Origin of the sequence: Labrys monachus (assembly GCF_030814655.1) — a bacterium.
In the GTDB taxonomy this organism is placed as follows: Bacteria; Pseudomonadota; Alphaproteobacteria; order Rhizobiales; family Labraceae; genus Labrys; species Labrys monacha.
On record NZ_JAUSVK010000001.1, the window covers coordinates 2,743,678 to 2,764,867 of the forward strand.

General features: G+C 66.9%; 17 protein-coding genes. 6 read left to right on the plus strand and 11 right to left on the minus strand.

Going from position 1 to position 21,190, the window contains the following annotated elements; all coding sequences use genetic code 11:
- Window positions 1-133 precede the first annotated feature (133 nt).
- On the plus strand, window positions 134-370 hold the full coding sequence (locus tag J3R73_RS12395) for a hypothetical protein (RefSeq protein ID WP_307427005.1): 237 nt from the start codon (window positions 134-136) through the stop codon (window positions 368-370).
- Between the two features lie 84 nt (window positions 371-454).
- Window positions 455-703, plus strand: a complete 249-nt coding sequence (locus J3R73_RS12400) for a hypothetical protein (protein WP_307427008.1) — start codon at window positions 455-457, stop codon at window positions 701-703.
- Between the two features lie 192 nt (window positions 704-895).
- On the opposite strand, the gene J3R73_RS12405 is transcribed toward J3R73_RS12400, so the two are convergent.
- Window positions 896-2,518: a hypothetical protein gene (locus tag J3R73_RS12405; protein ID WP_307427010.1), complete on the minus strand. Its 1,623-nt coding sequence runs from the start codon at window positions 2,516-2,518 to the stop codon at window positions 896-898.
- Between the two features lie 350 nt (window positions 2,519-2,868).
- Between J3R73_RS12405 and J3R73_RS12410 the strand changes: the two genes are divergently transcribed.
- On the plus strand, window positions 2,869-3,159 hold the full coding sequence (locus J3R73_RS12410; protein WP_307427012.1) for a helix-turn-helix domain-containing protein: 291 nt from the start codon (window positions 2,869-2,871) through the stop codon (window positions 3,157-3,159).
- Window positions 3,160-3,216: 57 nt separating this feature from the next.
- Here the strand turns inward: J3R73_RS12410 and aceB are convergent, their stop codons facing one another.
- The 7 genes from aceB to J3R73_RS12445 form a co-directional block, all read right to left on the minus strand.
- A complete protein-coding gene (gene aceB, locus J3R73_RS12415; protein WP_307427015.1) occupies window positions 3,217-4,812 on the minus strand; it encodes a malate synthase A in 1,596 nt (531 codons plus the stop codon).
- Between the two features lie 91 nt (window positions 4,813-4,903).
- Window positions 4,904-6,229 carry a glycolate oxidase subunit GlcF gene (gene glcF, locus J3R73_RS12420; protein ID WP_307427018.1) on the minus strand — a complete coding sequence of 442 codons (1,326 nt, stop codon included), beginning with the start codon at window positions 6,227-6,229 and terminating at the stop codon, window positions 4,904-4,906.
- Window position 6,230: 1 nt separating this feature from the next.
- A complete protein-coding gene (glcE, locus tag J3R73_RS12425; RefSeq protein WP_307427021.1) occupies window positions 6,231-7,412 on the minus strand; it encodes a glycolate oxidase subunit GlcE in 1,182 nt (393 codons plus the stop codon).
- A 1-nt stretch (window position 7,413) separates the two neighbouring features.
- Entirely contained in the window at window positions 7,414-8,877 is a 1,464-nt protein-coding gene (locus J3R73_RS12430; RefSeq protein ID WP_307427024.1) for an FAD-linked oxidase C-terminal domain-containing protein, read from the minus strand.
- Window positions 8,878-8,952: 75 nt separating this feature from the next.
- Window positions 8,953-9,669: a type 1 glutamine amidotransferase gene (locus J3R73_RS12435; RefSeq protein ID WP_307427027.1), complete on the minus strand. Its 717-nt coding sequence runs from the start codon at window positions 9,667-9,669 to the stop codon at window positions 8,953-8,955.
- 5 nt (window positions 9,670-9,674) lie between these two features.
- A complete protein-coding gene (locus J3R73_RS12440; RefSeq protein WP_307427029.1) occupies window positions 9,675-11,630 on the minus strand; it encodes an acetoacetate--CoA ligase in 1,956 nt (651 codons plus the stop codon).
- Between the two features lie 98 nt (window positions 11,631-11,728).
- Window positions 11,729-12,781: a proline racemase family protein gene (locus J3R73_RS12445; protein WP_307427031.1), complete on the minus strand. Its 1,053-nt coding sequence runs from the start codon at window positions 12,779-12,781 to the stop codon at window positions 11,729-11,731.
- Window positions 12,782-13,123: 342 nt separating this feature from the next.
- On the opposite strand from J3R73_RS12445, the gene J3R73_RS12450 reads away from it, so the two are divergent.
- Window positions 13,124-14,989, plus strand: coding sequence for an AsmA family protein (locus J3R73_RS12450; protein WP_307427034.1), 1,866 nt, complete (start codon window positions 13,124-13,126; stop codon window positions 14,987-14,989).
- 95 nt (window positions 14,990-15,084) lie between these two features.
- On the opposite strand, the gene J3R73_RS12455 is transcribed toward J3R73_RS12450, so the two are convergent.
- Genes J3R73_RS12455 through J3R73_RS12465 form a run of 3 tightly spaced genes read right to left on the minus strand, consistent with a single transcriptional unit; the run spans window position 15,085 to window position 18,044 of the window.
- On the minus strand, window positions 15,085-15,903 hold the full coding sequence (locus J3R73_RS12455) for an ABC transporter permease subunit (RefSeq protein ID WP_307427038.1): 819 nt from the start codon (window positions 15,901-15,903) through the stop codon (window positions 15,085-15,087).
- Complete coding sequence (locus J3R73_RS12460) at window positions 15,900-16,844, minus strand: ABC transporter permease (RefSeq protein ID WP_307427040.1); 945 nt, start codon at window positions 16,842-16,844, stop codon at window positions 15,900-15,902. The genes J3R73_RS12455 and J3R73_RS12460 overlap by 4 nt, the downstream gene beginning before the upstream one ends.
- A 9-nt stretch (window positions 16,845-16,853) precedes the next feature.
- The gene (locus tag J3R73_RS12465) at window positions 16,854-18,044 is read right to left on the minus strand and encodes an ABC transporter ATP-binding protein (protein WP_307427042.1); all 1,191 of its coding nucleotides are present in this window, start codon (window positions 18,042-18,044) and stop codon (window positions 16,854-16,856) included.
- 395 nt (window positions 18,045-18,439) lie between these two features.
- On the opposite strand from J3R73_RS12465, the gene J3R73_RS12470 reads away from it, so the two are divergent.
- Window positions 18,440-19,867: a glutamine synthetase family protein gene (locus tag J3R73_RS12470; protein WP_307427045.1), complete on the plus strand. Its 1,428-nt coding sequence runs from the start codon at window positions 18,440-18,442 to the stop codon at window positions 19,865-19,867.
- 24 nt (window positions 19,868-19,891) lie between these two features.
- Window positions 19,892-21,181, plus strand: a complete 1,290-nt coding sequence (locus tag J3R73_RS12475; RefSeq protein WP_307427047.1) for an NAD(P)/FAD-dependent oxidoreductase — start codon at window positions 19,892-19,894, stop codon at window positions 21,179-21,181.
- Window positions 21,182-21,190 lie beyond the last annotated feature (9 nt).

Here is a 21,190-nt window from a genome sequence, read left to right on the forward strand (position 1 = left end):
GCAATGAGCGAATATTAACTTCAAATATTTGCTTTCCGGGGAGACAGTACTGATACGACAACCAACTGAAGGAGAAATGCATGAGGAGATCTGCGATGCCCGGATCGCTCCGTCGCCCCCGCCGGAGGATGCAATGAAGACGCTGCTTCTCGTCGGCACCCTGGTGTCGTTGGCGCTTCCGCTGTCATCATCCCTGGCCTGGGCCGACGCGGCCGACAGGGACTTCCCGGACAATCCCATCCTTGCCGAGCAATATTACTACAGCCACAAGGCGGCGCTCGCCGCGGCCGCCGCGGCACGGACGCCCGCCCGCAGCACCGGCCTGGTCCACAAGCCGTATCGGCATAGCTGCTCGTGCCGCCCGCGATAGGCGCGCCGTTCGAAGTACCCCCTGCGCGCCGCGCGGCGGCACGGCCTCGATACCGCGAAATCCACTCGTCAGAAAGGTAAGTTCATGAAGACCATTTTTTGCAGCGCCCTCATCGTTTTCGGATGCGCCCTCCCTCTCTCCCCGGCCTTCGCGATCAGCAACAGTCCGCAGGGCGCCGTCATCGTCGGCGGCGGCGAGGCGCCGTGGTTCGGCAGCGATACCGCGAGCGAGCCGAGCCAGGCGCGCTTTCTCTCCGGCGATCAGTCCTCCGACATGCCGGCTGTCCACCACAGGCGCGTCCCAGTGCGCCATCATATCGTGTGCGACCGGTGATCCCCGGATGACGCGCTCGTTGCCGCCTTGACCGCGGCTTTCCCATAGGCGCCGGCTCGTCCGAACCACGGTCGGTGCCATTGCGATGCCCACGCTTCAGCGAGCGTGGGCATCTGCATTTGGAGGAGAAGGAAGGCGGCCGATGGCGCGTCGGCGCCGGGAAGGTCCCGGCGCCAGCCTTCTCGCAAGGCATCAGAAGGGATAGTATCGCAGGCTGGTCATGACGATGTTGTCGTCGGCCTTCGGCGTGCCGCCGACACCGGCGAACCCCGTCCGTTCGGTGAAGGAATATTGCAGGCCGGCCCGCATCATGCCGAAATTGCCCTTGTAGAGGGTATCCCACAGCCCGATCGTCGCCTGTGCCACGGATTTGGTGTTGCCGACGCAGGTGGCCGTCGACAACTCGTCGAAGCAGCCTGAATTGATCGAGGCGGGATTGCCGAAGCCGAAGCCGGAGGCGGAGCCGGGGGTGAATTTCGCGCGGGCGATTTCCTCGCCGGCATAGGCGTAGACGTCGAGCGTCGGCAGGGGATGCACGATCAAACCCGCGAGCAGCTGCGTCTCGCTGATCGGCATCAGGGCCCCCGTGTTCGCGTTATAGGTCACATCCGGAAGGCCGCTTGTTCCGTAGCGGCCGATGCCGCTGCCCGTCAGGCCCGAGAATTGGACGTCCACCAGCTTCGGCAGCACTTCGGCCGTCACGCCGAAGCCAACGCCGCCGCCGAACACGTCGTGATTGCCTCCCGTACCGGCCACGCCGTCGGTGCGGTCGTAGAAATCACGCAGGAGGCCATAGGCCTCGAAATGCAGTTTGCGTCCGTCGATGACGGGATCGTAGGAAACCTTGCCCACGAAGTCCGGCACCCGGTTGGTCGATTGTGCGTTGCAGGCATTGAAGTTGCTGGCGCCCGAGGGATTGACGGACGACGATCCACCGCATCCGTTCAGCGAGGTCGCCACGACGCCCGCGCCGGCCGGAGCCGTGCCGGAGAAGGTCGTCTGCGCGTTTTCCGCGGAGAAGCCGACGGCGAGATCGGGGCCGAAATTCTTGACGACGCGGATCTGGGCCTGGCGTGCCCATGTGAAGCCGGGAACGTATTGGGCGTCGATGGTCAGCGGGATCTGCTCCTGCCGGGGCACCATTCCGGGGCTCAGCGTCGTCAGCGACCAGGTCTGGCCCGCCAGCACGTGCAGTCCCCAGTCCGACTGATCCCAGGCAGCGTAGAGGTGGCGAATGCGGGGATTGTAGGAATTGGATTCGTTCGAATTGGCGGTCTGCGCGGCGCCGAGGAAATCGAACTCGCCATAGCCGGACAGTGTCGTCGCCGGATCGATCTGGCCCTGCGCAAGGAGCGAGAGCCGGCTCTGGCGTGCCGAAAGGCGCGTCTCCTCGGTGTGTCCGATCTTGTTGTTGCCAAAGGGAATGGAATTCCAGGGCGATGCGACGTCGGATTCGAGACTGCGGCCGCGGTTGAAGCCTTCGAGGGCGAAGAAGCCGCCGGGCGTGATGGTGAGGCCTCGATAGCAGAAGGAGCCGGGCAGGCAATTGGGCGAGGCGGCCCGGGCCTGGGTTGCACCCTGGTTCGCCGCTTGGGCCGCCGCAGGCGACCCCGCCTTCCTCGCATCCCGCGCCGCGATTTCCCGGCTGGCCTTCGCCTCCCGGTCGACCTTCCGCTCCAGCTTGTTCAACTGGGCCTTGAGGAGCTTGATCTCGCTTGCCGTGTTGTCGTCGGCCCGGGCCGAAAGGGAAGACGAAGCAGCCAGACCGGCTGACGCAATAAGATATATTGCCGCCATTCTATAGATGGAATTCATGTTCATTCTCTTAAACATCGCTGTCGAGAATGGCTGAAATATCGATACAGAATGACATTCATGCAACAACAGTAGTCATTCGGCGTATGTAAATATTAAAAATAACTCATTTAGTAAGATTAAATTCCACTCATATTCCAATATGAGCGTTTATTAATTCAGATTCTGCGCGACTTCGATCTAGCTAAGCAGGGATATAGTTTCATTCCTTCATGAAGGGGCGGGGTGTCTCCGCTCGCCGTGCTTTGACCGGGCCGAGTTCCACAAGGTCCCCTGGCGCGCCGTCGAAGGCGAACGCCGGTACGTCGGGGCGCGCGAGCGATGCCTGCCGCCAACCCGCGAGGCGGAAAATGGGATTCAAGAACCCCACTTTGGTCCAGATCGACTGGAATAAGTTCGGACACGATATCCGCAGCCGGCGCGAAGGCAGCAACCTGACCGTCCGGCAGCTTCAGAAGCTGACCGGCGTGTCCTACGGCACGATCGCGCGCATCGAGCGCGCCGATTGTCCTTGCGGTGCCGACGTCTTCATCACGCTGGCCCTGTGGATAGGCAGCGATCCGCAGGCCTATCTCCTGTATCCGACCAGCCGGCGCTCCTGGCCGTCGGCGGCTTCGTCCGCGAGGCCCTCGGCCGGCTGACGGCCGAAGCGACGCGCGAGGGCGGGACCGCCCTCGCGGGGGGATGGCGCGGCCGGCTCAGACGATCATCCGGTAGGCGGGCAGCGTGAGGAAATCGGCGAAGTCGGGCGCCAGGGAGAGCTGCTTGAACAGCTTCGCCGCGTCGGGGAAGCGGCCGCCGGCGAAAGCGTCTTCTCCGACCTCCTTGCGCACCCGGGCCATTTCCTCGTCGAAGACCGTTTCGAACCAGGCCGGCGTCACCTTGATGCCGCCCTCCAGCGTCACGCCGTACCGGACGAACTGCCAGATCTGCGCGCGGGAGATCTCCGCGGTGGCGGCGTCCTCCATCAGGTTGTAGATCGGCACCGCGCCGCGTCCGCGCAGCCAGGCTTCCATATATTGGACGCCGACCCGGATGTTCTCGCGCAGGCCCGCCTCGGTCCGCGTGCCCTCATGCACCTCGAGCAGTTCGGCCCGGCCGACATCGACGTCCTCGCGCTTGTTGTCGAGCTGGTTCTTGCCGGGCATCAGCCGGTCGAACACGTCCATCGCCACCGGCACCAGGTCGGGATGGGCGACCCAGGTGCCGTCATGGCCGTCGCCGGCCTCGCGCTCCTTGTCGGCCCGGACCTTGGCGAAGGCGGCCTCGTTGGCGGCGGGATTGTTCTTCACCGGGATCTGCGCCGCCATGCCGCCCATGGCGAAAGCGCCGCGCCGGTGGCAGGTCTTGATCAGCAGCAGGCTGTAGGCGCGCAGGAACGCCTTGCCCATCACCACCTGGCTGCGGTCCGGCAGGATATAGGCCTCGTTGCGGGCGAGCTTCTTGATGAAGGAGAAGATATAGTCCCAGCGCCCGCAATTGAGACCCGCCATGTGGGCGCGCAATTCGTAGAGGATCTCGTCCATCTCGAAGGCGGCGGGCAGCGTCTCGATCAGCACGGTGGCCTTGATCGTGCCCTGGGCAATGCCGAGGCTCTCCTGGGCATGGACGAACACCTCGTTCCACAGCCGCGCCTCGCGATGGCTCTCGAGCTTGGGCAGATAGAAATAGGGGCCCGTTCCCTGCTCGACCTGCGCCTTGGCGTTGTGGAAGAAATACAGGCCGAAATCGAACAGGGAGCCCGACACGGGCTCGCCGTCGACGCTCACATGCGCCTCGTCGAGATGCCAGCCGCGCGGGCGCACGATCAGCACGGCGGGGTTCGGCCTCACCGCATAGGCCTTGCCCGAAACCTTGTCGGTGAAGTCGATCCTGCCGGCCCAGCGATCCCGCAGATTGATCTGCCCGTCGATGCAGTTGGACCAGGTCGGTGAGTTGGCGTCCTCGAAATCCGCCATGAACACCTTGGCGCCGGAATTCAGCGCGTTGACGATCATCCTGCGGTCGACGGGGCCCGTGATCTCGACCCGGCGGTCGAGCAGGTCGGCGGGCAGCGGCGCGACGCGCCAGTCGCCGTCCCGGATCTCCTTGGTCTCGGGCAGGAAGTCCGGCGTCTCCCCCGCGTCGAAGCGCTTCTGCCGTTCGGCGCGCGCGGCCAGCAGCGACAGCCTCGTCTTGTTGAAGCGCCGGTGCAGGTCGACGACGAACCCATAGGCTTCCGGCGTCAGGATTTCGTCGTAGCGGTCGCCCATCACGCCCGAGACGGCGAGACCGGCAGGAAGGGAGGCGGACATGAAGAACTCCGTATCGATGGCTATGAAATATCGAGGAAATGGGTTGGAGCAAACGGGCGAGCGCGCGGCAAGGATGGTGAAACGGCCTGGATCAGACCTTCTCGGCGACTCCCCGCGCTTGTTGCAGGGGTTTGGGCATCGGCCCGCCGGTGGCCCAGTCGAGCAGTTCGACGGTATGGACGACGGGTGTGGCCGTGCCCTGCGCGAGCTGCGTCATGCAGCCGATATTCCCGGCCGCGATGATGTCGGGGCCGGTCGCCTCGATATTCTTCAGCTTGCGTTCGCGCAGCCGGGCGGAGATCGCCGGCTGCAGCATGTTGTAGGTGCCGGCGGACCCGCAGCAAAGATGCCCCTCGGCCGGCTCCTTCACGGTGAATCCGGCCCGGGCGAGCAGCGTCTTCGGGGCGGAGCGCACCTGCTGGCCGTGCTGGAGCGAGCAGGCGGAATGGTAGGTCACCGTCTGTCCGGTCTGCCGCGTCGCGGGCAAGGGCGGCAGGCCGTCGAGATATTCGCTGATGTCCCTGGCGATGGCCGAGACCGCGGCCGCCTTTTCGGCATAGGCCGGATCCTCGCGCAGCATGAAGCCGTAATCCTTGATGGTGGTGCCGCAGCCCGAGGTCGTCACCAGGATGGCGTCGAGGCCGTTTGCCTGTTCCGCCGTCCAGGCGTCGATATTGGCCCGGGCATGCGCGAGGGCGGCCTGCTCCTTGCCCATGTGATGGACGAGCGCGCCGCAGCACCCCTCGCCCTTGGGCAGCACGACCTCGACGCCCATGCGGTTGAGCAGGCGGATCGCCGCCTCGTTGATGCCCGGCGCGAGTTCGGCCTGCGCGCAGCCGGTCAGCAGGGCGACGCGTCCCTTGCGGGGGCCGGCGGCAGGGAAGACCCCGGGGCGAGCCGCCGGCGAGGGCGCGGGCAGCGAGGCGGGGGCGAGAGCCAGCATCGCCGCGAGCCTTTCGCTCTGGGGCAGCTTGCGGACGATGCCGGCGAGGGGCCTCCCCAGCCGGGCCAGCCTCAGGCTCCAGCGGAAGGCACGCCGGTTGGGCAGGACCGCCGCAAGGAGGCGGCGCAGCGCCTTCTCGGCCGGCGGGCGCTCATAGGTCTGCTCGATATGGGCGCGGGCATGGTCGACCAGATGCATGTAATTCACCCCGGAGGGGCAGGTCGTCATGCAGGACAGGCAGGACAGGCAGCGGTCGACATGCTTGACGACCTCGGCCGTCGCCGGCTTGCCGCCCTCCAGCATGTCCTTGATCAGGTAGATCCTCCCGCGCGGCGAATCGAGCTCGTCGCCGAGCAGCACATAGGTCGGGCAGGTCGCGGTGCAGAAGCCGCAATGGACGCAGGAGCGCAGGATCTGCTCGGATTCGCGCATATGCGGATCGGCGAGCTGGGCCAGAGAGAAGTTCGTTTGCAAATCAGGCTCCCAGGCGGCCGGTATTGAGGATATGGGCCGGGTCGAAGGTCTGCTTCACCCTGGCGTGGAGGCCGGCGAGCGGACCTTCCTGCGGCCCGAAGCGAAACGCCGACACGCGGAAGTCGGCGCCGGCGCGGACGAGGAGGGCGTGGCCGCCCTGGACCCGGCTCGCCGCCTCGATCGCCTCCGCCATGCCGGCCGTTTCGGGGGCGAGCAGCCAGACGAGGCCGCCCCCCCAGTCGTAGAACAGCTTCACCTCGCCGCGGCGCCGCAGTTCGGCGCCGAGCGCCGCCGCCTTGGACGGCGCGACCGACAGGCGCCACACGGCGCCGTCCCGTCCGGCCAAAGGCGCCACCTCGCCGACCTGGCGCCAGAAGGCCCGGCAGGCCTGGTGGTCGAGCACGTCGCAGCCGCCGAAGCGCTTGAGCTGCCGGGCGAGCGCTTCGGTGCGATAGGCGATCGAACTCCTGAAATTCTCGAGCCGGAGCACCGTCCGCGCCTCGCCGCCGGGGTCGGCCGGCAGATGGGCGGCGGCGGAGACCTCGAACGGGCTGCCGAGCCCGGCCGACATCAGGGCTACCGCCCTGTCGTCGTCGAGCCCGTGCCAGACGAGGCTCGCGCTCGCTTCCGGCTTGGGGAGCACCTTGAAGACCAGCTCGGTGAGGATGCCGAGCGTGCCCCAGGAGCCGGCCATCAGCTTGGTGAGATCATAGCCGGTGACGTTCTTCATCACGCGGCCGCCGCTCTTGATCACCTCGCCCTTGCCGTTGACGAAGCGCACGCCGATCAGGCTGTCGCGGCAGGCGCCGGCCGTGATGCGCCGCGGCCCGGAGAGGTTGGCCGCCGCCAGCCCTCCGAGGGTCGGCCGGCTCGATTCGGTGCCCAGCAGGGCGCGCCAGTCGGCCGGCTCGAACGGCAGCATCTGGCCCTTGCCGTCGAGCAGGGCGGTGAGCTCGTCGAGCGGCGTGCCGGCCCTGGCGCCGATCACCATCTCGGCCGGCTCGTAGAGCGTGACGCCGGTGAGACGGGCGGTGCCGATCGCCGCAGCGGTCTCGGCCGGGCGGCCGATGCCGGCTTTCGAGCCGCCGCCGGCGACGGCCACGGAGCGCCGCGCCGCGCAGGCATCCGCAACAATGGCCGCAAGTTCGGCCTCGTCGGCCGGATGGAGAACGGGTTCGGGCATGTCAGGACCTGTCCGGCCGCATGTCGAGCGGGAAGACCTTGGCCGGATTGAGCAGCCATTTCGGGTCGAAGGCGAGCTTCAGGGCCTTCTGCTGGTCGAGATCGGTCTGGTTGAACTGGGTGCGCATGAGATCGCGCTTCTCGATGCCGACGCCGTGCTCGCCGGTGAGGCAGCCGCCGGCCTCGACGCACAGGCGCAGGATGTCGAAGCCGCAGGCCTCCGCCTTCTCGCGCTGGTCGGCGTCGTTGACGTTGTAGAGCACGAGCGGATGGAGGTTGCCGTCGCCGGCATGGAAGACATTGGCGACGCGCAGCCCGTGGGCGCGGGTGATCTCGCCGATGCGGGTGAGCACCATCGGCAATTGCCCGGTCGGAATGGTGCCGTCCATGCAGATATAGTCGGCGATGCGCCCGGTGGCGCCGAAGGCGGACTTGCGGCCCTTCCAGATCGCGGCGCTCTCGGCTTCCGAGGTCGAGACCTTGATGGTGGTGGCGCCATGCTCGCGTGCCGTCGCGGCGATCAGGCCGAGCAGGCGCTCGATCTCGGCATTCGAGCCCTCCACCTCGATGATGAGCATGGCTGCGGCATCGAGCGGATAGCCGGCATGGGCGAAGCCCTCGGTGATCTCGATGGCGAGCTTGTCCATATATTCGATCGCCACCGGGATGATGCCCGAGCCGATGATGGTGGCGACGCAGCGTCCCGCCGCTTCCGGCGAGGCGAAGCCGACCAGCATCGGCCGGGCGCCTTCCGCCATCGGCAGGATGCGCACCACCGCCTCGGTGACGATGCCGAACTGGCCCTCGGAACCGATGACGATGCCGAGCAGGTCGTAGCCGTCGGCGTCCATGGTGTCGCCGCCGATGTCGAGGATCTCGCCTTCCATGGTGACGAGGCGCACACCGAGGATGTTGTTGGTGGTGACGCCATATTTCAGGCAATGCGCCCCGCCGGAATTCATGGCGATGTTGCCGGCGATGGTGCAGGCGAGCTGGCTGGAGGGATCCGGCGCGTAGAAGAAGCGCTCATGGGCGACGGCGCCGGAAATCCCGAGATTGGTGATGCCGGCCTGCACCCGCGCGATCCTGTCCTCGAAGCGCAGCTCCAGCACCTTGCTCATCTTGGCGAGGCCGACCACGACGGCATCCGCCTGGGGGAGGGCGCCGCCGGCGAGGGACGTGCCGGCGCCGCGGGGGACGACGGGAACGTTTTCGCGGTGGAGGAAGCGCAGGACCGCCGCAACCTCATCCGTGCTTTCCGGCAGGACGACGGCGAGCGGCATGGCGCGATAGGCGGTGAAGGCGTCTGTCTCGTAGGCGCGGCATTCGTCTTCGCTGGAGATCAGGTTCTCCGCCGGGACCAGCCGCGCCAGGCCGTCGAGGATGGACTCGCGCCGCTGCATGATGCGCGGATCGGGCGGCGGCATCGGAATGCCAGTGGTCGGACGCGGCGTTCCCTCGGCCATGGTCTTCTCCCTTCCGGCAAAGGCGCGCCAATTCGGGGGCGAAGTCAAGCCCCCGGGCGCCCTGCGAACCATATGTCACCGACCGGCGAGCTGCATGAAATTGCGGTAGAGGATGGCCGCGTTCCGCTCGAATCCGTCGGCATGGGCGGCGATGTCGGCCTGGAGCCTCTCCATGGCGCCCGCGCCGTTGGTGCGCTCGAGCGCGGCCCTGTAGGCGGGGATGCCGCCCCATTCCTGCACGGCGGCGTTCTCCGCCTCGACATGATATTGCATGCCCCAGGCGCGCGGCGCGGCGCGCATCGCCTGCACGCCGCAGGAGGGCGAGGCGGCGAGGACGGAGGCGCCTGCGGGCGGCTGCGCCACCCGCACCGAATGCCATTGCAGGACGGCAAAGCGCTCTTCGAGCCCGGCGAAGAGCGGGTCTTCGCGGCCGGCCGACGTCAGGCCGACATCGAAGACGCCGACTTCGGGCGGATGCTGCGGGCCGCAGGTGCCGCCCAGCGCGTCGGCCAGCAATTGATGGCCGAGGCAGATGCCGAGGAAGGGTCGTTCCAGCTCGCGCACCCACCGGCGGATGGCCCGCTTCTCCTCGACCAGCCAGGGAAACGCGTCGACGTCCCAGACATCCATCGCCCCGCCCATGACCCAGAGGGCGTCATAGCCCTCCAGCGGGGGAATGACGCCGCCCTCGTCGAGCTCGACCGCATCCCACTCGACGCCGTCGCGCGCGAAATGCGACCGGAAGATCCCCGGATGCTCGGAACTCAGGTGCTGGAACACCAACAGGCGCATGGCGCTCACCCCTTCAGTTCGGGAAGGTCGCGATAGAGCGCGAGCGCCTCCGGATTGGCCAGCGCTTCCTGGTTCTTCACGCTGCGCCCCGCCACCACGTCCCTGACCGCAAGCTCGGTGATCTTGCCCGATTTGGTGCGCGGAATGTCGGAGACCTGCAGGATCTTCGCGGGCACGTGGCGCGGCGACGCGCCGCTGCGGATCTGGCGCTTGATGCGGTCGGCCAGGGCGGCGTCGAGGGCGGTCTCCTCGCGAAGGCGCACGAACAGCACGATGCGGACGTCGCCGTCCCAATCCTGGCCGATGGCGATGGCTTCCAGCACCTCCGGGATCTTCTCGACCTGGGCGTAGAGCTCGGCCGTGCCGATGCGGACGCCGCCGGGATTGAGGGTGGCGTCCGACCGGCCATGGATGATCAGGCCGCCATGCGTGGTCCATTCGGCGAAATCGCCATGGTGCCAGACATTGTCGAAGCGCTCGAAATAGGCGGCGCGGTATTTGGCGCCGTCGGGATCGTTCCAGAACATCACGGGCATCGAGGGGAAGGGGCGGATGCAGACGAGTTCGCCCTTCTCCATGCGCACCGGCCGGCCTTCGTCGTTCCACACATCGACCGCCATGCCGAGGCCGGGGGCCTGGATTTCGCCGGACCAGACCGGGCTCGTCGGGTCGCCCAGCACGAAGCAGGACACGATGTCGGTGCCGCCCGAAATCGAGGCGAGATGCAGATCCTCCTTCACCGCCTCGTACACCCAGCCGAAGCCCTCGGGCGAGAGCGGCGATCCGGTCGAGGTCATGAGGCGGAGGGCGGAGAGGTCGTGCGTCAGGCGCGGCGTCAGCCCGGCCTTGCGGGCGGCATCGATATATTTGGCCGAGGTGCCGAACAGGGCCGCCCGTTCGCGCGCCGCGAAATCGAACAGCACGGTCGGCGCCGGGTGGAAGGGGGAGCCGTCGAACAGCAGCAGGGTCTCGCCATTGGCGAGGCCGGCGACCAGCCAGTTCCACATCATCCAGCCGCAGGTGGTGAAATAGAAGCTGCGGTCTCCCGGCCGCAGGTCGCAATGGAGCCGGTGTTCCTTGACGAGCTGCAGCAGGGTGCCGCCGGCTCCGTGCACGATGCATTTGGGCACGCCCGTCGTGCCGGAGGAATAGAGGATGAACAGGGGATGGTTGAACGGCATGGGCGCGAAGTCGACGGGCGCCGCCTCGAAGGGCGCGAGGAAGGCGTCGAGGCTCTGCCCGCCCGCCACCCTTGCGGCGATCGCGGCAGCTTCGCCGAGATAGGGCACCACGATCGTCCTGGCCGCCATCTGCGGGGCGATCGCGGTGATCTTCTCGCCATTGTCGATGCATTTTCCCGCATACCAGTAGCCGTCGACGGCGAAGAACAGGCTGGGCCCGATCTGCCCGAAGCGGTCGAGCACGCCGCGCTCGCCGAAATCGGGCGAGCAGGACGAGAAGATCGCGCCGATCGAGGCGGCCGCCAGCATGATGGCGATGGTCTCCGGCCGGTTCGGCATCATGGCGGCGACGCGGTCGCCCGGCCCGACGCCGGCCGCGCGCATCGCCTGCTGGAGTCGGGAGACGAGGTCGTGCAGTTCGCGCCAGCTCAGCGTGAGGCTCGCCTTGTCCTCGCCCTGGAAGACGAGGGCCGGCGCCTCGTCGCGCCGCGGCAGCAGGTTCTCGGCGAAATTGAGCGTCGCGTCTGGAAAGAACCGCGCGCCGGGCATGCGGTCGAGATCGGCGGCGAGGCGGCTGCCCTTCTCGCCCCTCACGCCGAATTCGTCCCAGGCCAGGTTCCAGAAATCGGGCGCGTGTTCGACCGACCAGCGATGCAGGTCGCGGAAATTTCCCAGGGACAGGCCGTGCCGCGCATTGGCTGCCGCGACGAAGGCCATGATCTGCGTGCCTGCCACCCGCTCGGGGGAGGGGGACCAAAGGGGCTGTTCGGAAGAGGACATGCTGGATCCTTGGCGATGTCTGCCGCTGGCATGGGGAAGGGGTAGGACGAAATCGGATTCTGCAAAAGGGCTGATTCGCGGTCGGGGAGCATGCGGCATCATTTCCCCTCGACCGTCCCTTTTCGAAGCGCGCCATAGGTTTCGGGCAGGACGAAGCCGCAGCCGAGCGGATCGTCGGGATCGATGTCGAAGGTCGCCGTGCCGCAAAAGGCCGAGGAGCCGGCGACGCGGACGCGGATGGCGGGGCCGTCCGGGCCTTCGGCCTCGCCGGACAGGGTGGCCCGGAAGCCGATGCCGGTCGGTCCGAGGAAGAGACGCTCGGCGCCTTTCCCGATCAGCCCGCGCGCCCAATCCCGCGCCATGCGCGCCGTGACGCCGCTGCCGGTCGGGCTGCGGTCGATCTGGCCCTCGGCGAAGATGCACAGATTGTAGCTCGGCTCCGGCGGCGGCGCGTCGTCGGTGAGGATCGTGCCGTAGAGAAAGCCGAGATCGGCGGCATCGGGATGGACGATGTCGAGCGCCCGCCGTCCGGCCGCGGTGATGGCGGTGCCCGCGGCGGCCAGCACGGGCAGCGGCGTGGCGAAGAAATCGAGGCCGACATGCGAGGAAGGCAGGATCGCGTAGAAGGCGCCGCCGAAGGCGATGTCGCAGGTGACCGTTCCGATATCCGGGACGTCGAACGATACCGCGCGCCGGCTGAGGAAGGCCGGCACGCTCTCGAAGGCGGTCTCGATCACGCGGCCGTCCTCGACGCGGCAATGCACGCCGACCAAGCCGCAAGGCAGCTCCAGGGCGAAGGAGACCTCCGGCCCGGCTGCCGGCACCTGGCCGCTCTCGACCAGCCATCGGCCGATGGCGATCGTGGCATGGCCGCACATGGTGCTGTAGCCCTCGTGATGGGTGAAGAGGGCGGCGAAGTCGGCGCCCGGCAAATGGGGAGGGACCGGGATGACGCCGTACATGCCAGCATGGCCGCGCGGCTCCAGCATCAGCGCGCGGCGGAGCTCGTCATGCAGCGCCCGCGCTTCGCGCCGCTTGTCGAGGATCGTCGTGCCGGACAGGTCGGGATAGCCGCCCGTGACGATGCGCACCGGCTCGCCGGCCGTGTGCATGTCCACGACGGTGAGGCGGCGCGTCGTGCCCTTCTTCATCGGTTCTTCCCTTCTGTCGACGTGGCGGCGATGTCGCGCCCGGCCGCTCGCGTTCCGGCTCGGAATGCCCCCGTCGGAGCGCGGGGCGGCGCGGAAAGGTGCGAAGGAGGGGCGGACGAGCCATGAAATCCCGGCGCGGCGGAAATATGGCAGGACAAACTGTTGACAAAAACCGCAGGGCGGTATTCACAGACCGTCACAAAATGCTATTCACCGGCGCGGCCTCGCTTTTACCACGATGGCCTGCCATTTATAGCGGCATATGTTTGTGATTCAGCCCCCGTCCGTCTGCAGCGTGCGTCCCGGGCAGCAAACTTTGATCGAGCGAGGCGCGGATCCCGCATGAGGCGTATTGGGCTGGGTTTTGCCGCCGTCGCTGCCGCGCTCGCCGCTGCGGTCCTCATTCTGCCATGGCTGATACCCGAGCATGCCGTGCGCGAGGCGGTCAGGCGTGAAATCGTGGCACTGACAGGGCGCGAGCCCGTGATTGCCGGGCGGGTGCGCCTTTCGCTCGCACCGCTGCCGGCCGTCACGGTCGAGAACATCACCATACCCGGCCTCGACGGCATGCCGCCTCTGCTGCAGGCGGACAGCATCGAAGGCACGCTTCGGCTGTCCTCGCTGCTGGCCGGCCGGATCGACGTGTCGAGCCTGGCGTTGGAGACGCCGCGCTTCGCCCTCGTCGCCACCAAGGACGGGCGCCATTCCTGGGATTTCAAGACCGGTGTCCTCGCCGATGCGGCTGCGGGCCACAGCGAGGAGGCGCTGCCGGTCAAGTCGATGCGCCTGATCAACGGCACGGTGGCCTATTCCGATGCGATCAGCGGCAAATCGACGGTGGTCACGCTGCGGGATGCCACCGTCAACTGGTCCAGCCTCGCCGATGCGATGTCGGTGAGCGGCGTCGTGGACTGGCGCCACCGCAGCACCGATGTCTCCATCTCGATCGCGGATCCTTCGGCGCTGATTTCCGGCGGCCAGTCCGACCTGCGCCTGAAGATGCGGGGCGACATGCTCAATCTGAACGCGAGCGGCAACCTGTCCGGCGGCGGCAAGTTCGACGGCAGGCTGGCGGCGGGCGGCAAGTCGCTGCGCGAGGCCCTGCGCTGGCTCGGGCTCGATCTTCCCGAAGGACACAGTCTGGCCGCCTTCAACGTGCAGTCGCCGATTTCCATCGATGCGAACGGCATCGCCCTCAGCGACGTCCAGCTCGAACTCGACGGCAACGAGGCCGAAGGGTCGATGACTGTGCAATTGGCGGAGCCGCGTCCGAAGATCAGCGGTACGCTGGCCGCGGACACGCTCGACCTCACGCCCTATTCGAGCGAAGTGCAGCTGGCCACCGGCCTGCCGAGGCGCTGGCGCTCGGACCGCATCAACCTCAAGGGATTGGTGGTGAGCGATCTCGACCTGCGGATTTCGGCGGGCGAGATGATCGTCGGCAAGGTGCATTTCGGACGGACCGCGGCTGCCGTCTCCACCCATGACGGGCTGCTCGACATTGCCCTCGGCGAGGCGCTGACCTATGGCGGCACCCTCAAGGGGCGCGTCACGCTGAAGGCCGATGACGGCGGAACCGAATTTGCGGCCTCCGGTAATTTCGAGGCGGTGGAACTCGGCAAGGCGCTGGGCGATTTCATCGGCTTCCACAAGCTGGACGGCACCGGCTCGGGAACCTTCGTCATCTCCGCCAGCGGCGCCTCCGTCGCCGATCTCTCGCGGTCCATGCAGGGCCAGGCGACGATCACGGTGGCTGACGGCGCCCTCATCGGGATCGACCTGCCCGACCTGATGCACAAGATCGAGAAGCGGCCGTTGTCGGCGCGGTTCGAATCCTCCTATGGCGGGCGCACCGCCTTCGAGAAGGCGCATGCCAGCTTCAAGATCACCGGCGGCGTCGCCAATACCCGGGATTGCGACCTCGACAACGGCAATCTCTCCGTGCAACTGGCCGGCAACAGCAATATCGCGTCGCGCAGCCTCGACATGGCGGGAATCGCGAACTGGGCCGACGGCGACGGAGCCGAGCCGTTCAAGCTGCCGTTCCGCGTCCATGGCGAGTGGGACGGGCCGCTGGTGGAGCCTGACACCAACGCGCTGCTCCGCCGCTCGGGCGCCGCGGCGCCACTCTTCCACGATTATGTCCAGCCTGGGCAGGACGCTTCGGGCAGCGTAGCGCCCATTCCGGCTGCCGCCACCACCCCATAGGACAGGCGGGCCGCCGGACTTTCCCCGGGTCTGCGTTCGAGCGCTGCGCTGCCTTCGCCGCGCGGCCGGGGGCTGATGCCCCCGGGCGCGTGCCTCTACCCCTGGGCCGCGAGGCGCTCGGCGCGTTCGCGCTCGACCTCGGCCCGCCGGGTGAAGATCGAGGCGATCACCACGCCGACCGCCACGACGGTGAGCATCAACGTGCAGGCGGCGTTGATCTCGGGCGTCACGCCGAGGCGCACCTGCGAATAGATCCTCATCGGCAGCGTATTGGCGCCGGGGCCGGTGGTGAAGCTGGCGATGACGAGGTCGTCCAGCGAGAGGGTGAAGGCGAGCATCCAGCCCGAGATGACGGCGGGTGCGATGATCGGCAGCGTGATCAGGAAGAAGGCCTTGAAGGGGCGGCAGCCGAGATCGAGCGCCGCCTCCTCGATCGAGCGGTCGAAGGTGACGAGGCGCGACTGCACCACCACGGCGACGAAGCACATCGTCAGCGTCACATGGGCGAGCGTGATGGTCCAGAAGCCGCGGTCGACGCCGAGCGCGATGAAGAACAACAGCAGCGAAAGCCCGATGATGATCTCGGGCATCACCAGCGGCGCGTAGACCATGGCCGAAAACGCCATCCGGCCCCGAAACCGGCCGGCGCGCACGAGCACGATGGCGGCGAGGGTGCCGGTCACCGTGGCGATCGTGGCCGACATGGCGCCGACGCGCAGGGTGATCCAGGCCGCATCGATGAAGGGCTGGTCGCGGAAGAGGATGGCGTACCACCGGGTCGACCAGCCGCCCCAGACCGTCACCATCCGCGAATCGTTGAAGGAATAGATGACGAGGATCAGGATCGGCAGATAGAGGAAGGCGAGGCCGAGCGCGACGGACGTCACGTTGAACAGGGAAGCGCCCTTTTTCATCGTCCGGCCTCCAACTGCTTGGCCTGGATGTGCTGGTAATAGGTGATCGGCACCACCAGGACGATCAGCAGGATCACGGCGACCGCGGATGCGGCCGGCCAGTCGCGGTTGGAGAAGAACAGGTCCCACATCGACTTGCCGATCATCAGGGTGGAGGAGCCGCCGAGCAGGTCCGGGATCACGAATTCGCCGACGGCGGGGATGAAGCACAGCATGCAGCCGGCGATCACCCCCGGCAAAGACAGCGGGAAGGTGACCATCCAAAAGGCCCGGATCGGCTTGCAGCCGAGATCGGCTGCGGCCTCCAGCAGGGTCAGGTCCAGCTTCTCCAGCGTCGAATAGAGCGGCAGGATCATGAAGGGCAGATAGGAATAGACGATACCGATGAAGATCGCCCAATCCGTGTTGAGGATCTCCAGCGGGTGGGCCATGTCCACGAGGCCGATCTTGGAAAGGGCGAGGTTGAGCAGTCCTTCCGGCTTGAGGATGCCGATCCAGGCGTAGACCCGGATCAGGAACGAGGTCCAGAACGGCAGGATCACCAGCATCAGCAGGGTCGGGCGCAGGGTCTTGGGCGCGCGGGCCATGCCGTAGGCGATGGGGTAGCCGGTGAGCAGCAGCAGGACCGTCGACACCGAGGCGATGACGATGCTGGAGAAGTAGGACTTGATGTAGAGCGGGTCGCCGTCCTCGCCCCAGATGTTGAAGATGGCGGAGTAATTGTCGAGGCTCAGCCCGGAGAAGAAGTCCGTCACGCTCTGCCAGGTGCCGTCGAAATTGAACTGCGGCAGATAGGGTGGGATGCCGAGGGCGGTCTCGCTGAGGGAAATCTTGAAGACGAGCAGGAAGGGGACGGCGAAGAAGGCCAGCAGCCAGAGATAGGGGACGGCGATCAGCAGGGTGCGGCCCGAAAACAGGCCCTTCCTGGAGGGGGATGCCATGCGCGTCTCCTATTTCGTCAAGAGCACGCCGGCATCCGGCGCGAAGCTGACATGGACCTTGTCTTCCCAGCTGATCGGCCGCTCGACGAAGCGGCTCATATTGGCGGTGCTGACGCGGATGCGCTTGTCGAGCCCGGGGATGTCGACGACGTAATTGGTCCAGTCGCCGAGATAGCCGATGTCGAAGACCTCGCCGCCGAGCGCGTTGATGTCGGTCGCCGGCGCATCGAACGAGATGCGCATCTTTTCCGGCCTGACGGCGAGATAGGCCGTCTGCCCGACGCTGACCCGCTCGTTGCTTTCGACCGTGAAGGTCCGCCCGGTGGCGGCGGAGGCGATGGAGACGGTGCTGCCTGCGCGCTCGGCGACCTTGCCCTCGAAGATGTTGATGTTGCCGATGAAATCGGCGACGTATTTGGAGTTGGGCTGCTCGTAGATCTCCCCGGGCGTGGCCACCTGGATCAGCTTGCCGTGGTCCATGACGGCGATGCGGTCGGACATCGTCATCGCCTCTTCCTGGTCGTGCGTGACGATGACGAAGGTGATGCCGAGCTCGACCTGGATATCCATCAGTTCGAACTGGGTCTCCTCGCGCAGCTTCTTGTCGAGGGCGCCGAGCGGCTCGTCCAGCAGCAGGACCTTGGGCTGCTTGGCGACGGCGCGGGCGAGCGCCACGCGTTGGCGCTGGCCGCCGGAGAGCTGATGGGGCTTGCGCGCGGAGAACTGCTCGAGCTTCACGAGCTTGAGCATCTGGGCGACGCGCTCGCCGATTTGCGCCTTCGGCATGCCGTCCATCTTCAGGCCGAAGGCGATGTTGTCCGCCACCGTCATATGGGGGAACAGCGCGTAGGACTGGAACATCATGTTGGTCGGCCGCTCATAGGGCGGCACGCCGGCGAGATCCTTGCCTCCGAGGGTGATGCGGCCCGATGTCGGCTCCTCGAAGCCGGCGAGCATGCGCATCAACGTCGTCTTGCCGCAGCCGGACGGGCCGAGCAGGGAGAAGAATTCGCGCTCGTGAATGTCGAGGGAGACGTCGTTGACCGCGACGAAATCGCCGAACCGCTTCGTCACGTTTTCGAATCGTATCAGAGGGATGGCGTTCGGATCGTTCCATGGCTGGAATTTCCGGCGGACGCCGCCGATCGCCTTTTGCGACTTCACCGGCGCCGAGACGCCGACCCCCTCTGTCCCACTCATGACACCCCAGCCGGCCGTTGCTCTTGCGTCCAGCCTAAACCGGTATGTTTGCTGCGGTCTACAGTGGAATCGCATGTACCGGCGAATCCTCGGCAAGTATTTTGGGCAGCTGTTTTGCCGGCACAATGTCAAAGGTGTGACGCAGGCAGCCGCGAACCGATTTGACATTTCCGCGCGGCTGAAGGCAGTGTGCGCAAGCGTCGGTTCGCCGATGCCTCTTTTGCGCGTCTTCTCCAGGCGTGCAGCGCGTGCGCCTCCGCCGTCCTGAACCAAGGACCCGAACCGGAGGCCGGTCGCGCGATGGTCATCCCCGCGATGGCCGTCGAACAGGTTGCCGGCGCATGTTTCGGGTCGCCATCCTGCGTCGAGCGGGGGGAAGCCGCATGTGTGCGACGATGAGCAGAAAAAAGAAAACGGACAAGCCGGAAAAGTCCGAGCCGGCCGATCGCGACGTCGCGTCGGCGCGCGGGATTTCCGGCGTGGAGCGCGCCAAGGAATGGTTCGGCGCCCGCACGATCGAGGAGATCGAATGCCTGGTCCCCGACCAGGGCGGCGTCGCCCGCGGCAAGATCATGCCGGTGTCGAAATTCCTGAAGTCGCCGGTGATGAACCTGCCGCTGTCGATCTTCTACCAGTGCATCACCGGCGAATATCCCGCCTATGAGGGCCTGGTCGACGCGGTCGAGGCCGACACCGACATGTTCATGCAGCCCGACTGGGGAACGCTGACCTCGGTGCCCTGGGCGATGGACCCGACGGCGCAGGTGATCCATGACGCCGTGACCCGCGACGGCAGGCCGGTGGAGCAGGCCCCGCGGCAGGTGCTGCGGCGCGTCCGCGACTTCTATCGCAAGAAGGGCTGGCTGCCCGTGGTGGCGCCGGAGATCGAGTTCTATCTGGTCGAGCCCAACACCGATGCGGACTATCCGCTGAAGCCGCCGGTCGGCCGCTCCGGCCGGCCCGAGATCGGGCGCCAGGGCTATTCCATCTCGGCGGTGAACGAGTTCGACGCCCTGTTCGAGGACATCTACAAATATTCCGAGCAGCAGGGCCTGGAGATCGACACGCTGATCCATGAGGACGGCGCCGCCCAGATGGAGATCAACCTGCGGCACGGCGATCCGCTGGAACTGGCCGACCAGGTCTTCCTGTTCAAGCGGACGATCCGCGAGGCCTCTCTCCAGCACAAGATCTATGCGACCTTCATGGCCAAGCCGATCGCCGGCGAACCCGGCTCGGCCCTGCATATCCACCAGTCGATCGTCGATGCCGAGACGGGGAACAACATCTTCTCCGATCCGGATACGGGCGCGCCGACGCCGCTGTTCTTCTCCTTCCTCGCCGGGCAGCAGAAATATCTGCCGGCCATCATGTGCATGCTCGCGCCCTATGTGAATTCCTATCGCCGCCTCACCCGCGACAGCATGGCGCCGATCAACGTGCAATGGGGCTACGACAACCGCACCGCCGGCCTGCGCGTGCCGCCGTCCGGCCCGGAGGCGCGCCGCGTCGAAAACCGCGTGCCGTCGTCCGACGCCAACCCTTATCTCGCCATCGCCGCGGTCCTGGCGGCGGGGTATCTCGGCATGACTGAAGAACTCGAGGCGACGTCGCCGATCGAGACGGACGCCAAGAACAGGGACTATGAACTGCCGCGCGGGCTGCTGGAGGCCGTCGCCGAACTCGAGGACAGCGAGCCGGTCAAGCAGATCCTCGGATCGTCCTTCGTCACCGCCTTCAGCGCGATCAAGAAGCAGGAATACGAGACCTTCATGCGGGTGATCAGCCCGTGGGAGCGGGAGCATCTCCTGCTCAACGTGTGAGGGGCGGCGAGCCGGCGCGACATCATGGTTGAGAACACCGGCCATCCGGCCGAGTCCTACTACACGGCGACGGCCCGCGCTTTGCCGGCCCAACCCGTCCTGGAGGGCGGGCACCGCGCGGATGTGTGCATCGTCGGGGCCGGCTATACCGGCCTCGGCGCCGCCCTTGCGCTCGCCCGGCGCGGGCTTTCGGTGGCCGTGCTCGAGGCTGCGGAGATCGGCTCGGGAGCATCGGGCCGCAATGGCGGGCAGATCCATTCCGGCCAGCGGCGCGATCAGGACTATCTGGAGCATGCCGTCGGCCTCGACGGCGCCAAGGCGCTCTGGCGCATGGCCGAAGATGCCAAGGCCCATCTCAAGCGCCTGATCGCCGAGGAGACGATCGCGTGCGACTACAAGCGCGGTATGCTGGTCGCCGACCACAAGCCGCATTTCGTGGCCCTCTCGCGCGCTTATGCGGAAAAGCTGCGCACCGTCTACGGCTATGACCAGGCCGAGGCCGTCGGCCGGGAGGAATTGCAGGCCATGCTCGGGGCTACCGGCTATTATGGCGGCTTCCTCGACCATGACGGCGGCCACCTCCATCCCCTCAATTTCGCCCTGGGGATGGCGAGGGCCGCCCTGGCGAGCGGCGCCCGCGTGTTCGAGCGTTCCCGCGCGCTGAGCTATACGGCCGAAGGCGGCAAGGCGACCGTGCGCACCGCCAGGGGCAGCATCGCCGCCGACTGGCTGATCCTCGCCGGCGACGGCTATCTCTCCGGCCTCGATGCCTATACCGAGGCGCGGGTCATGCCGATCAACAATTTCATCCTGGCGACCGAGCCGTTTTCGCCGGAGGAGGCGAAGGCGCTGATCCGCGACGACGTCGCGGTCGCGGACAGCCGCTTCGTCGTCAATTATTACCGGCTTTCCGCGGACAGGCGCCTCCTCTTCGGGGGAGGCGAGAATTACCGGAACGGATTTCCCTCCGACATGAAGGGCTTCGTGCGCAAGCGCATGCTGAAGGTCTTCCCCCAGCTTGCCGGCCGCCGCATCGACTATGCCTGGGGCGGCACGCTCGGCATCACCACCACGCGCCTGCCCTTCGTGCGGCGCCTCGCGCCGAACGTGCTGACCGCCTCCGGTTATTCGGGGCAGGGCGTGATGCTCGCGCCCTATTTCGGCAAGGTCCTCGCCGATGCCACGGCCTCCGTCCTCGGCGAGTTCGACCGTCTCGCGGCTCTCTCGACGCCCGCCTTTCCCGGTGGGCGGCTTCTGCGCTGGCCGACCCTCGTCGCAGCCATGAGCTATTTCGCCCTGCGCGACAGGATCTGAGGCGCCCGC